The sequence below is a fragment of the Ochrovirga pacifica genome (assembly GCF_000220525.1).
In the GTDB taxonomy this organism is placed as follows: domain Bacteria; phylum Bacteroidota; class Bacteroidia; order Flavobacteriales; family Flavobacteriaceae; genus Ochrovirga; species Ochrovirga pacifica.
Genome location: NZ_AFPK01000024.1, coordinates 32,268 through 46,245, shown reverse-complemented (window position 1 = coordinate 46,245; position 13,978 = coordinate 32,268). Strand labels below are relative to the sequence as shown.

The window sequence follows — 13,978 nt, the reverse complement described above, 5'->3', positions numbered from 1 at the left end:
AAAGGATTTTGCTTTTTTTATGGAATATAGCAAGTACTTAAGCTAAAATTTCTAACTGAGTAAAATCTTTAGGGATTTCTAAGACACGTAGGCCAATCATGGTTTCTTCTAGGCTAACATCTTCATTGTCTATTCTAATGGTGCCTACAATAAACGGAAGTCCAATCAAATTGATGATAAAACTATCGTATTCTGTAACAAAAGCTCCAGACTTGTGTTGTTTAATGGTTAGGCTGTCAGATTTACCTTTTACAGTAAAGTTTCTTAAGCTAAATCTACCTTTGGTGTAATCGTAACCATCGTTTGCATCTTCGTAAACATCTGATACCTCTTTACCTTCTTTAAAGAAAATGTCTAAATACAATTTGTCAATTTTCTTTTCTCCAACGTATTGTTGTATAGGGTATTTTGGAATTACAGCACCTTCTTTAACAAAAATAGGCATGCTGTCTAAATCAGCATCTACCCACATTTCTTTTCCTCCGTCTACAGGCTCGTGAGACCAAAAGTTAAACCATTTTCCTCGAGGAATATATACTCTTCTTCCTTTAGAATTAGGTTCTCCTATTGGACAGGCAAGAATATGTTCACCAGAGATAAACTCATCTGTTCTGTAATGAGTTTGGTTGTCTTCTTGATCGTATAAGACAAGAGATTTAATCATTGGAATTCCCTCTTGGATATATTTGTAAAAAGCGGTGTAGATATAAGGCAATAATTGGTAACGTAATTCTATAAACTTACGAACCACATTGGTAATCTCTTCTCCAAATGTCCAGGGCTCTTGATCTCCATGGTCTCCTGATGAGTGTGTTCTACAAAAAGGATGAAATATTCCTAACTGAATCCAACGAGCATACAATTCTCCGTTAGGTTGTTGAGCAAATCCACCAATATCAGAACCTACAAAAGAAAAGCCAGACATTGCCATTCTTTGAGCTTGCACATTAGCAATCCATAAGTGCTCCCAATTGGCCACATTGTCTCCTAACCAGGTAGAGGTGTAACGCTGCGTTCCTGCATAAGCAGATCTTGTAATTACAAAAGGTCTTAAAGGATAGTTGTATTTTTTTAGCCCCATGTAGGTGGCTTTGGCCATTTGCATTCCGTAAATGTTGTGTGCTTTTCTATGTGAACAAGGGTTGCCGTCATAATCGTGTCTTACATCGTCTGGAAAGGATTTTCCGGGTACGTCCATTACAGCAGGTTCGTTCATGTCATTCCAAACTCCTTTTACACCAATATCCTCTATAAGCTCTTTAAATAATCCAGCCCACCATTCTCTAACTTCTTCTCTGGTAAAGTCTGGAAAGTAACATTCACCAGGCCAAACCTTTCCTTTCATGTATGGACCATCAGCACGTTTACAGAAATAGTCTTTTTCTAGACCTTCTTTAAAAATTTCGTATTCGTGATCTATTTTAATTCCTGGATCTATAATTACTACCGTTTTGTAACCGTCTTCCGAAAGTTCTTTAACCATTCGTTTTGGGTCTGGAAAATAGTCTTTGCTCCAGGTAAAGCATCTAAAGCCTTCCATATAATCAATGTCTAAGTAGATGGCATCACAGGGAATTTGTAAGTCTCTAAATTTTTGAGTGATTTCTTTTACATTAGATTCCGGATAGTAACTCCATTTACATTGATGGTATCCTAAAGCCCATAAAGGAGGTAGCTCTGGTGCTCCTGTTAAGTTGGTGTAAGAAGCAACAACATCTTGCATTTTGGGTCCGTAAAAAAAGTAATAGTTCATCTCTCCTCCATCAGCCCAAAAGCTGGCAACATTTCTTCTTTCAGAGCAAAAATCAAAATAAGAGCGGAAAGAGTTATCAAAGAAAATTCCGTATGCTTTTTGGTTATGAATCCCTGTAAAAAAAGGAATGGCTTTGTAAATAGGGTCGGTATATCGGCCAAAAGCGTAAGAATCTGTTGCCCAATTTTGAAAGCGTTTTCCTTTTAAGTTCGTGTGGTCGGCTTTGTCTCCAAGTCCATAAAAACTTTCTCCTTGTGGAGAGTTTTTGGTCATTTTTACAATATTTCCACCTAACTCGTAGCTTTCTTCCCAGTGAAAACCTAGTTCGTCTTCAGAGATTAGGGTGTGGTCTACGGCATCGTATATACGTGTTCTTAAATCGTTTTTAGAAATGTAACAAACCAGTTTAGATGTGGTAATAATGTATTTTTCTAGGTCTTCGGTAATTTCTAATTTATTGTATCCTTTTACTGCTTCTTTAGAGATGGCATAAGAAAAGTCATTCTCAAACTTTGCTTCGGTAGCAAAACGAAATCTAAACACACTGTCTCTTAGAATAGTCATTTGTAGTATAACTCCATTTTCGGTATGAAAATGTAAGGTATCGACATCTTTGGTAAAATCAACCACTTTAGAAGGAAACAAATTCCCTTTGTGTTCAATTTTTTCGTTTAAAATCATAATTATAAGTTGTTTAGAATAATAGCAATGCAACCAAATTAACAAAAATTGATAAAATTCACCTCTCTAAAAAGTGTTTTTTTAGAAAAATAAAGGATATTTAAAAAAGGTTGATTTTTTTCTATTTTTTTTAATGTTTGAATAAAAAAAACTCTCTTAATCTTAATAGAAAAAGAGAGTTAGAACTTGTACTGCAATGGTGATTTTTAGATTATTTTAAAGATAACTACTGCAAGTGGCGGTAAAGTGATTTTTGCGGAATTAGATTTCCAATTCCAACCTTCTTTTTCAATCTTAATGGCTTTGCTGTTGTGAACTCCACTACCTCCGTATTTTGTGGCATCAGAATTAAAAACTTCTTTCAATTTTCCTTTTCTGTGTACACCAATAAGATAATTTTCATGCACTGCAGGGGTGTTGTTGCAAACCACAACAAGGTCGTTTTCTATGTTGTGACCTTTTCTGATGTAGCTTAGTACGGAGTGTTCTCCATCTTCGTAATTAATCCATTCAAACCCTTCAGGAGAAAAGCTTTTTTCAAACAGGGCAGGAGCGTTTTTTAAGAAAGTGTTTAAGTCTTTTACGTATGTCTGAACCCCTTTGTATTCGGGATAATCTAGCAAATGCCAGTCTAAGCTTTTGGCAAAACTCCATTCGTTTTCTTGACCAAATTCCGCTCCCATAAACAATAGGTTTCCTCCAGGATGGGTGAACATGTTTCCGTAAAGCAAACGCAAATTGGCAAGTTTTTGCCAATGATCTCCTGGCATTCGTCCTATAATTGATTTTTTTCCGTATACAACTTCATCATGCGATAAAGGCAGCATATATCTTTCGGTAAAGGCGTAAGCTAAGCTAAAGGTGATTTCGTTGTGATGGTATTTTCTATGAATAGGGTCTTTTTTAAAATAACCTAAAGTATCGTGCATCCATCCCATCATCCATTTCATTCCAAAACCTAAGCCTCCGTGTTTTACAGCTCTTGTTACTCCAGAAAAAGCTGTAGACTCTTCGGCAATAGTTTGTATTCCAGGAAAACTATTGTATACTTCTTGGTTAAATTCTTTTAAGAAAGAAATTGCTTCTAAATTTTCGTTACCTCCGTATTGGTTAGGTTCCCATTCTCCATCTTTTCTAGAATAGTCAAGGTAAAGCATAGAGGCTACTGCATCTACACGCAAACCATCAATATGATATTTGTCTAACCAAAAACATGCATTAGAAATTAAAAAAGAACGGACTTCATTTCTTCCGTAGTTAAAGATCAAGCTTTTCCAATCTTTGTGGTATCCTTTTCTTTTATCGGGGTGTTCGTAAAGATGAGAACCATCAAAATTTCCTAATCCATGGCTGTCGGAAGGGAAATGCGAAGGAACCCAGTCTAGAATTACCCCAATATCATTTTTATGAAACTCATCAATCAGTGCCATAAATTCTTTAGGATGGCCAAAACGACAACTAGGAGCAAAGTAACCCGTAATTTGATACCCCCAAGATTGATCAAAAGGGTATTCCATAATGGGCATAAATTCTACATGAGTAAAATTCATTTCCTTTACATACTGCACTAAGCTTTGTGAGGCTTCCCAGTAGCTTAACGATCTATTTTCTTCTACTTTTTTCATCCACGATTCAAAATGAACTTCGTACACAGAGTAAGGCTTGTCTAGTCCGTTTTTGTCTTCTCTATACTGCATCCAATCTTTATCTTGCCATTTGTATCCTTCAAGATCATAGGTTACAGAAGCTGTTTTAGGCGGATGTTCTGTGTGGTAACCGTAAGGATCGCATTTTTCTGTTACAATGCCATGGTTGTTAGAGTGGATTTTGTATTTGTAAACTTCTCCAGTTTTTACGTTGGGAATAAATCCTTCCCAAATACCTGAGCTATCCCATCTTACGTTTAAGACGTGCTCGCTGTCATTCCAGTAATTAAAATCTCCAACAACAGAAACTCTGTTGGCTGTAGGAGCCCAAACAGCAAAATACATTCCCTCTACACCATCTACGGTTTGAGGGCGTGCACCAAATTTTTCGTAAAGTCTAAAATGTTTTCCATTTTTAAAGAGGTAGATATCAAAGTCAGTAAATAAACTATACGGTCTTACATGATTCATATGGTAGTTAAGCTTAAAAGAGTTTATAAAAAACACCCAAGAAGAGAATCTACTTGGGTGTTTATTTGTTTGGTTTGCAATTAAATAATGGTTGTGCCACTTGGCAGTACCACTCCGTTTTTAATCACAACAATTCCGTTTCTAACCGTGTACAATTCGGTATCTACATCTTCTAGATGAGGGCCTCCGTTTATTTTTACATCGTTTCCTATAGAAGAATTTTTATCGATAATACAGTTGTTAATATAACAACGTTCTCCGATACCTTTTAGAGGGGTTCCTTTTTTAAGTTTGTCTTGAATTTCCGCAGCATCTTCATACAAATCGTTCCCCATTACATAGCAGTTTGATAAGGTTGTCCCAATTCCGATTCTTGCACGAATACCTATAATGGTTCTTTCAATACGACTGGCATTAATCATTCCTCCTTCGGCAATTAATGTTTTTTCTAGTGTGGTTCCTGATATTTTGGTTGGAGGTAAAATTCTAGGTCTTGTAAGTACATTTTTTTCATTGTCAAACAAATCAAACTTAGGGATATCGTCTGTTAATCCTAAGTTCGCTTCAAAGAAAGATCCTATGGTTCCAATGTCTGTCCAATATCCTTCGTACTGGTAGCTTACTACTTTATGGGTTGTAATGGCTTGTGGAATAATTTCTCCTCCAAAATCTAAGGTTTCTTTATTGGCCATTAACTCCTTTAGCAATTTTCTGTTAAAGATATAAATTCCCATAGAAGCTAAATATTCTCTACCCTGAGATTTCATTTCATCGGTTACTTCTGAAGACCACTCAGGTAATTGTTCTTCTTTTGGTTTTTCTATAAAAGAAGTTATTTCTTGCTCAGAGTTGGTTTTTAAAATTCCAAAACCAGTAGCATCATGTGCATTAACAGGCAAGGTGGCAATAGAGATTTCTGCACCTGAATTTTTATGATTTTTAACCATTTGGTTAAAATCCATTTGGTACAATTGATCACCAGATAAAATTAGTGCATAGTCCCATTCGTAAGCTAAGAAGTGGGGCATAGACTGCCTTACTGCATCTGCAGTTCCTTGAAACCAGTTAGAGTTATCGGGTGTTTGTTCTGCTGCAACAATGTCTACAAAAGCACCCGAAAAATTTCCAAAAGTATAGGTGTTTTTTATGTGTTTGTTTAACGATGCAGAGTTGAATTGTGTTAAAACAAAAATTCTGTCTATTTGAGAGTGCAAACAGTTAGAAATGGGAATATCTACCAATCTGTATTTACCTGCAATAGGAACAGCAGGTTTTGATCTTGAAGATGTTAAAGGTTTTAATCTAGATCCTTGACCTCCTCCTAAAATGATTCCCAATACCTTTTTTTTCATAATTTTTTTTATTGTGCTAGTTGATTATATAATTGTATGTATTCATTTGCTGAGTTTTCCCAAGAATTATCAATATTCATGATTTCTTTTCTAATTCGTTTAAATTCTTCGGTGTCGTTATAAAGTTTGTTAGCACGAGTAATAGCCAAAGCTACATTGTCTACTGTAACATGGTCATGACGGATTCCAAATCCACCTTTTTCACCAATGTCTTTTACAGTATCTTTTAATCCCCCTGTGGTTCTTACAACAGGAATGGTACCGTATCTTAATGCGTACAACTGGTTCAATCCACAAGGTTCAAACCTAGAAGGCATGATTAAGAAATCAGCTCCTGCGTAAATTAAGTGAGATAACTCTTCACTATAACCTATATAAGTATTATATCTTCCGGGGTATTTTTCTTTAAGTTCGTTTAATAAATATTCAGCATGCGAATCACCAGATCCTAGCACCAAACCGTTAATGTCGTTAGCATCCAAAGCTTTGTCAAAAATACCAGCCATAATGTCTGCTCCTTTTTGGTATACCAATCTACCAATAAAAGCAACTAAAGGTTTGTTGATGTCTAAATTAAATTTATCACACAATATTTTTTTGTTGGCTAATTTTCCTGTTTCAACAGTTTTAACCGTGTAATTTTTTTCTATCATTTTGTCCGAAGAAGGATTCCAAACTTCGGTATCAATACCATTCAATATTCCTACAGACTTGTCTCTTTCTGTATCAAACAACCAGTCCAATCCTGTGGCAGCATAAGGCAGTTCTGTCATGTAGTTAGGAGATACGGTTGTAAAACGCCAACATGCTTTAATGGCAGCTGCCATAGGGTTAATGGCATAATCCCACTCTAACATTCCAGATTGTTCCAGGTCGTATTCTGGCAAATAATGTATTTTTTCAAAAGAAAATTCTCCTTGATATTGTGCGTTGTGTATGGTAAATATAGTGGGAATACTTCTTATTGGAATGTATGCTGTACATTGAGTAAGCATAAAAGGAATCAATCCTGTGTGATGGTCGTGACAGTGAATAACTTGAGGTTTTACAGCAAATTGCAATACCCAATCTAAAAATACTTTTTGAAAAGCAATAAAGCGTTCTGTGTCATCCCCGTATCCATATACCTCTTTTCGATCTAATAAGTCATCAATTTTTACTTGATAAAGAGGATATCCTAAGTCCTTTTCGCTGTTTTTTACTTTTAAGATGGTCGCTTTAAAGCTGTTTTCTCCTAGTTGTACAGTGGTTTTAAAATCGGTAATGTACTTACTAGATTTTGCAAACTTGTTTTCGTAGTATGGCATTACAACGGCAGCTTCATAATTAAGGTTGGTTTGGTACTTCGGTAGTGCACCTACAACATCAGCAAGTCCGCCTACTTTTGCTGCTGGATAACATTCAGCACTAACATGTATTACTTTCATATTGATTAGTTTGATTCACGCCATTAAACTTAATAAAAAAAACTGTTAACAAATATTTATTATCCAATAAATTGGGGGTTTTTATATTTATTTTTAAGAATATCTAAATAAAAAAGACCTCCGATAGGGAGGTCTTTGATTTTTAGTCGTTTAACTTTAGAACGGCCATAAATGCTTCTTGCGGAATTTCTACATTTCCAACTTGTCGCATTCGTTTTTTTCCTTTTTTCTGTTTTTCCAAAAGCTTACGTTTTCTAGAAATATCTCCCCCGTAACATTTAGCGGTTACATCTTTTCTTAGGGCTTTGGTGGTTTCTCTAGAAATAATTTTAGCTCCAATGGCTGCTTGTATTGGAATGTCAAATTGTTGACGTGGTATCAATTCTTTTAATTTTTCACACATCTTTTTTCCGATGTGATATGCATTGTCTGCGTGAATTAAGGCAGATAAAGCATCGACAGAGTTTCCGTTTAATAATACATCAACTTTTACCAATTTGGAAGCTCTCATCCCAATAGGATAGTAGTCAAAAGAAGCATATCCTTTAGATACGGTTTTTAATCGGTCGTAAAAATCAAAAACAATTTCGGCCAAAGGCATGTCAAAAATCAGCTCTACACGTTCGGGAGTTAAGTAGGTTTGGTTTACTATTTCTCCTCTTTTATCGATACACAAACTCATTACCTGACCTACAAAATCGGACTTGGTAATAATGGATGCTTTAATGTAAGGTTCTTCTACACGATCCATGCTTGATGGGTCTGGTAAATCGGTTGGGTTGTTTACCAAAATTACTTCGTCTGGATTTTTTTTGGTGTAAGCGTGATACGATACGTTTGGAACTGTGGTGATAACGGTCATGTTAAACTCGCGTTCTAATCGCTCTTGTATAATTTCCATGTGTAACATTCCTAAAAATCCACAACGGAAACCAAAACCTAATGCAGCAGAGCTTTCGGGTTGAAACACCAATGAGGCATCGTTTAATTGTAGTTTTTCCATAGATGCTCTAAGCTCTTCATAATCTTCAGTGTCTACAGGATAAATACCAGCATATACCATCGGTTTTACGTCTTCAAATCCTTCTATTTTGGCTTCGGTTGGACGGGCAAAGTCAGTAATAGTATCTCCTACCTTTACTTCAGATGCTGTTTTAATTCCAGTAATTAAATAACCAACATCCCCCGATTTAATGGTTTGTTTTGGTGTTTGTTTTAGTTTTAAAGTTCCTACTTCATCGGCAAAATAATCTTTGCCTGTAGCCATAAATTTAATTTTTTGTCCTTTTTTCATTTCTCCGTCAATCACACGGAAGTAGGTTTCTACTCCTCTGTACGAATTGTAAACTGAGTCGAAAATTAAGGCTTTAAGCGGTGCTTCTGGGTTTCCTGTTGGAGCAGGAATTCTATCAATTACAGCTTTTAATATGTTGTCAACTCCAAAACCTGTTTTTCCACTGGCATGAATTACATCTTCAGGATCACACCCTAATAAGTCTACAATATCATCAGTTACCTCTTCTGGGTTGGCACTTGGCAAGTCAACTTTGTTAAGTACGGGAATAATTTCCAAATCGTTTTCCAAGGCCAAATATAGGTTAGAAATAGTTTGTGCCTGGATGCTTTGGGCAGCATCTACAATAAGCAATGCTCCTTCGCAAGCTGCTATAGAACGAGAAACTTCGTAAGAAAAATCTACGTGTCCTGGAGTGTCAATCAAGTTCAAAACATACTCTTCTCCTTCGTATTTGTATTCCATTTGTATGGCATGAGACTTAATGGTAATTCCACGTTCTCTTTCCAAATCCATATCATCTAATAACTGAGCTTGTTCTTCTCTTTGGGTAACGGCTCCTGTAAAACTTAGCAATCGGTCTGCCAAGGTACTTTTACCGTGATCTATATGTGCAATAATGCAAAAGTTTCTGATGTTCTTCATCTATCTAAATACTAGCTTGTTCAACATACAAAGATAGAGTATTCTCTTGTATTTTAATTCATTGAAATTAATTAGTTATTTTGTGTAAGGCCTTCAGTATATTAGCAACAGAAATTTATAATCTGTAAATCATAATTAAATCATGAAAAAAGTAGTTCTTTTATGGGTGTTTGTAATGGCAATTTGCACAGTAAATGCTCAGAAATTTAGAGGGTTAGACAAAAGTCCATTAGATGCAGTAGCTTATCCTGTTAGTTATAAAAATGCTGACAAAATTGTAAAAGTGGTCTACAGTAGACCTCAGTTAAAAGGAAGATCGGTAGAAAGTTTAGCAAAACCTGGAAGTGTATGGAGAACAGGAGCAAACGAAGCTACAGAAATTACCTTTTTTAAAGAAGTAAAGGTTGCAGGAACAAAGGTACAGCCAGGTACGTATTCTTTGTTTACTATTCCTGGATCAACAAGCTGGACGGTAATCTTAAACAAAGACACTAATGTTTGGGGAGCTTATTCTTACAATCAAGAACACGATGTGTTAAGAGTTGAAGCAGTTGCCTCTAAAAATGAAGAAAATGTAGAAGCTTTTTCTATGGCTTTTGATGATGATATGAATCTATATATGGCTTGGGGAACTACCTTGGTAAAGCTTCCGATGAGTAAATAATTTTAAAGCCGTATTTTGATACAAAAGCAGCATTTTCTTGCTGCTTTTTTTGTTTTAATGAAAAAAACATGTGTTTTTTTGTGTTTTTTGAATTCAACGAGTTTTTTAATATCTTAGAGTTGTTAACTTAAAAACTTAGATTATGATTAAAAAATTACTTTTTTCGGCCGCTTTATTTGCGGGTACATTATTAACCTATGCACAAGTATCTGTTCAGCTACTTGCTTATCCAACAGAGTTTGGGCTTGTCTCAGGAACTACATACGGACCTTCAACGGGGCAAAGTGCTTGTATATTTCAAGTAAATAATATGCCTACAGGCTCGCTGTTGTATTCACCTATTATGCCAGTTGCCACTTTAAACACAAGAAACCCTCAAGCCACAGGGCAAACAGGTACTGGGAATGGAGCTGGTAACATTGGTACATGTTTAGGTTTGCATTCTTACACTATTAATGACGGATCAAGCTCTAGAATTTTAAATTATGTAGATAATGGAGACGGAACAGCTAGTTACACTATTGTAGCAACAAGGTTTACTATTAATAACACTCCAGATGAAGTGACAGAATACGCTCCTAATTTTCGTGTATTTGGACAAATATTCTTTTCACCAGTAAAAGAGGTTTCAGGAAATATTGAAGTTGCTGGAATGGTGTTTAATTCTGGTGCAACAGTAGAAACTGAAGCAAATTTATTAGCAGGTGCAGCAACACTTTCTTTCAAGTCAAATCAGGCAAGTATTGCATCATCGCTCTATCCAAATCCTGTTAGTGATGTGTTAACCGTAAACGTACAAGGAGCACAAACTTACCGATTGATAAATACAGTTGGGCAAACGGTAATAGAACAACAAGCAACAGGAAGCATTAACGTTTCTAGCTTGGCTTCGGGTGTGTACATTCTAGTAACCGAAGTTGGAACTGCAAAAGTGGTTGTAAAATAAGTCTAGCCAACAATCAAACAAGAAAGGCAGTCCTAAAAGGGCTGCTTTTTTTGTTTGTGAGAAAGAAGCTTCTTTAAAAAATCTTATTCACAGTCAAACAAAACTACTAAATTTGCCACTCAAATTCTAAGAAAATAGCATGGAGTACAACTTTAATGAGATCGAAGCCAAATGGCAAAAAAAGTGGGCAGACAATCAAACGTTTAAAGCTGAAAACAATTCAGACAAACCTAAGTTTTATGTGTTGGACATGTTTCCTTATCCGTCAGGAGCAGGATTGCATGTGGGCCATCCATTAGGGTACATTGCTTCAGATATTTTTGCACGATACAAACGCCATAAGGGCTTTAATGTATTGCACCCCCAAGGATACGATTCTTTTGGTTTGCCTGCAGAACAATATGCCATTCAAACGGGACAGCATCCTGCTATTACTACAGAAACCAATATCAATACCTACAGAAAACAGTTGGATAAAATTGGTTTTTCTTTTGATTGGTCTCGTGAAATTAGAACTTCCACACCAGAATATTACAAACATACACAATGGATTTTTACTGAGCTGTTTAATGCTTGGTACAATAAAACTACCGATAAAGCAGAAAAAATTGAAACCCTAATTGCGTTGTTTGAAGCTGATGGAACCCAAACGGTAAATGCGGCTTGTGATGAAGATGTGGTTAACTTTACAGCTCAAGAATGGAATGCTTTTTCTACAAAAGAAAAAGAGCAAGTACTGGCAAAATATAGATTGACTTACTTGTCTGAAACCGAAGTAAACTGGTGTCCTGCATTGGGAACTGTTTTGGCAAATGATGAAATCATCAATGGTTTGTCTGAACGTGGAGGACATCCTGTGGTTCGTAAAAAAATGATGCAGTGGTCTATGCGAATTTCTGCCTATGCTCAACGTTTGTTAGATGGATTAAACACGATTGATTGGCCACAACCTTTAAAAGATGCACAAACCAATTGGATTGGTCGTTCTCAAGGAGCTTCTGTACATTTTAAGATTGAAGGAAGTGATGAGAAAATAGAAGTATTTACCACTCGTCCTGATACCATTTTTGGAGTAACGTTTATGACCTTGGCACCAGAACATGAGTTGGTATCACAAATTGTAACTCATGAACAAAAAGAGGCAGTTGAAGCATATATAGAAGCAACAGCGAAACGTTCGGAAAGAGAACGTATGGCCGATGTAAAAACCATTTCGGGAGTGTTTACAGGAGCGTATGCTGTTCACCCATTTACTGGAGAAAATATTCCTATTTGGTTGGGAGACTACGTGTTGGCAAGTTATGGAACAGGAGCAGTTATGGCGGTTCCGTGTGGAGATCAACGGGATTACGATTTTGCCAAACATTTTAACATTCCAATCAAAAATATTTTTGAAGGTGTAGATATTTCTGAAAAAGCCTGTGAAGACAAAACTGCTAAAATTGCCAATTCAGATTTCTTATCTGGGTTGAATGTTAAGAAAGCAACCAAGTTGGCTATATACGAACTAGAAAAAGCTGGATTTGGACAAGGAAAAATCAACTATCGTTTGCGTGATGCTGTATTTAGTCGTCAGCGTTATTGGGGAGAACCTTTCCCAGTGTATTATGTAGATGGTATGCCACAAATGATTGCCAAAGAGCATTTGCCAGTTGTGTTGCCAGAGGTAGAAAAGTATTTGCCAACCGAAGACGGACAACCACCTTTAGGAAATGCTGAGGTTTGGGCTTGGAGTAGTACAGAGAACAAAGTAGTAAGTAATGAGTTGATTGATAATGAAGCCGTCTTTCCGTTAGAATTGAATACCATGCCAGGTTGGGCAGGTTCTTCATGGTACTTTAACCGCTATATGGATGCGAACAATGAAAATGAGTTTGCAAGTAAAGAGGCTTTGGACTATTGGAAAGAAGTAGATTTGTATTTGGGAGGATCGGAACACGCAACAGGACATTTATTGTATGCACGTTTTTGGCAAAAATTCTTGTACGATTTAAATTATGTTCCTGTAGATGAATTTGCAAAAAAGTTGATTAACCAAGGAATGATTACTGGAACGAGTGCTTTTGTACACTATGCGATAATTCACTTTACTAGTCCATCTACAGGAAATATAGCGATTGATACTAAAAGACCTATTATGGTTTTTTATTCCAAGAATACAGATTTAGAAAAATATGTTCAGGATAATTTTATAAAAGATTCGGATTTAGAATATACAATAGAAGATTTTAAAAGACATGTTGATGTTGTTTATGTTAATTCATCAGATGAATTAAATATTAAAGAGTTTGAATCAGATTCAAAATATTCTGATTTGTTTTCTGGAGTTTTAGAGTTTAGTTATTTACTAGAAAATGATAAATATATAACTACTAGAGAAGTAGAAAAAATGTCCAAATCGAAGTTCAACGTAGTCAATCCAGATGCAATTTGTGAGCAATACGGAGCAGATAGTTTACGTTTGTTCGAAATGTTCTTAGGGCCTTTAGAGCAATCTAAGCCTTGGAATACAGCAGGGATTTCGGGATCACATTCTTTCTTAAAAAAACTATGGCGTTTGTATGCCAATGCCAATGACTTTAAAGCAGTAGAAGGAGCACCAACTAAAGATGAATTAAAAGTTTTACACAAAACCATTAAAAAAGTAGAAGAAGATATCGAGAATTTCTCTTTCAATACATCCGTAAGTACCTTTATGATTGCTGTAAACGAATTGTCATCATTAAAATGTAATAAAAAAGAAATATTAGAGCCTTTATTGGTGTTAATTTCTCCCTATGCACCACACATTACCGAGGAATTGTGGGAGCGATTAGGAAATACAAATTCTATTGCTTTTGCGCCATTTCCAACGTTCGACGCAAGTCACTTGGTGGAGAACTCAAAAGAATACCCAATTTCTTTTAATGGTAAAATGAGATTTAAACTAGAGCTGCCTTTAGATTTGTCTAAAGAAGAAATAGAAAAAACAGTAATGGCACACGAAAAAACACAAGCACAATTGCAGGGTAGAACACCTAAAAAAGTAATTGTTGTGCCAGGAAAAATTATCAATATAGTGGGCTAAGAATTCACTTAAACTTTAAAAGACGATGCGAG

Annotated in this window: 8 protein-coding genes; 3 read left to right on the top strand and 5 right to left on the bottom strand. The window is 35.9% G+C overall.

Annotated elements, in window-relative coordinates; translation table 11 throughout:
* Positions 1-37: 37 nt before the first annotated feature.
* The 5 genes from FS85_RS0103440 to lepA form a co-directional block, all read right to left on the bottom strand.
* The gene (locus FS85_RS0103440; protein ID WP_010134640.1) at positions 38-2,434 is read right to left on the bottom strand and encodes a glycoside hydrolase family 31 protein; all 2,397 of its coding nucleotides are present in this window, start codon (positions 2,432-2,434) and stop codon (positions 38-40) included.
* A gap of 206 nt (positions 2,435-2,640) precedes the next feature.
* Positions 2,641-4,551, bottom strand: a complete 1,911-nt coding sequence (gene glgB / locus FS85_RS0103435; RefSeq protein ID WP_010134639.1) for a 1,4-alpha-glucan branching protein GlgB — start codon at positions 4,549-4,551, stop codon at positions 2,641-2,643.
* A gap of 80 nt (positions 4,552-4,631) precedes the next feature.
* On the bottom strand, positions 4,632-5,903 hold the full coding sequence (locus tag FS85_RS0103430) for a glucose-1-phosphate adenylyltransferase (RefSeq protein WP_010134638.1): 1,272 nt from the start codon (positions 5,901-5,903) through the stop codon (positions 4,632-4,634).
* Between the two features lie 8 nt (positions 5,904-5,911).
* A complete protein-coding gene (locus FS85_RS0103425) occupies positions 5,912-7,330 on the bottom strand; it encodes a glycogen synthase (RefSeq protein WP_010134636.1) in 1,419 nt (472 codons plus the stop codon).
* A 142-nt stretch (positions 7,331-7,472) separates the two neighbouring features.
* Positions 7,473-9,269 (bottom strand): translation elongation factor 4, encoded by a 1,797-nt coding sequence (lepA, locus tag FS85_RS0103420; RefSeq protein ID WP_010134635.1) that lies wholly within the window; start codon positions 9,267-9,269, stop codon positions 7,473-7,475.
* A 142-nt stretch (positions 9,270-9,411) separates the two neighbouring features.
* On the opposite strand from lepA, the gene FS85_RS0103415 reads away from it, so the two are divergent.
* The 3 genes from FS85_RS0103415 (at position 9,412) to FS85_RS0103405 (ending at position 13,946) form a co-directional block, all read left to right on the top strand.
* Positions 9,412-9,933, top strand: a complete 522-nt coding sequence (locus FS85_RS0103415; RefSeq protein ID WP_010134634.1) for a DUF2911 domain-containing protein — start codon at positions 9,412-9,414, stop codon at positions 9,931-9,933.
* A gap of 142 nt (positions 9,934-10,075) precedes the next feature.
* The gene (locus FS85_RS0103410) at positions 10,076-10,879 is read left to right on the top strand and encodes a T9SS type A sorting domain-containing protein (protein ID WP_010134633.1); all 804 of its coding nucleotides are present in this window, start codon (positions 10,076-10,078) and stop codon (positions 10,877-10,879) included.
* Positions 10,880-11,018: 139 nt separating this feature from the next.
* A complete protein-coding gene (locus FS85_RS0103405) occupies positions 11,019-13,946 on the top strand; it encodes a leucine--tRNA ligase (RefSeq protein ID WP_010134632.1) in 2,928 nt (975 codons plus the stop codon).
* Positions 13,947-13,978: the final 32 nt, after the last annotated feature.

Excerpts from the sequence above, each read along its gene's own strand:
- FS85_RS0103440 (WP_010134640.1), bottom strand. The coding sequence starts at position 2,434 with ATGATTTTAAACGAAAAAATTGAACACAAAGGGAATTTGTTTCCTTCT.
- glgB (WP_010134639.1), bottom strand. The coding sequence starts at position 4,551 with ATGAATCATGTAAGACCGTATAGTTTATTTACTGACTTTGATATCTAC.
- FS85_RS0103430 (WP_010134638.1), bottom strand. The coding sequence starts at position 5,903 with ATGAAAAAAAAGGTATTGGGAATCATTTTAGGAGGAGGTCAAGGATCT.
- FS85_RS0103425 (WP_010134636.1), bottom strand. The coding sequence starts at position 7,330 with ATGAAAGTAATACATGTTAGTGCTGAATGTTATCCAGCAGCAAAAGTA.
- lepA (WP_010134635.1), bottom strand. The coding sequence starts at position 9,269 with ATGAAGAACATCAGAAACTTTTGCATTATTGCACATATAGATCACGGT.
- FS85_RS0103415 (WP_010134634.1), top strand. The coding sequence starts at position 9,412 with ATGAAAAAAGTAGTTCTTTTATGGGTGTTTGTAATGGCAATTTGCACA.
- FS85_RS0103410 (WP_010134633.1), top strand. The coding sequence starts at position 10,076 with ATGATTAAAAAATTACTTTTTTCGGCCGCTTTATTTGCGGGTACATTA.
- FS85_RS0103405 (WP_010134632.1), top strand. The coding sequence starts at position 11,019 with ATGGAGTACAACTTTAATGAGATCGAAGCCAAATGGCAAAAAAAGTGG.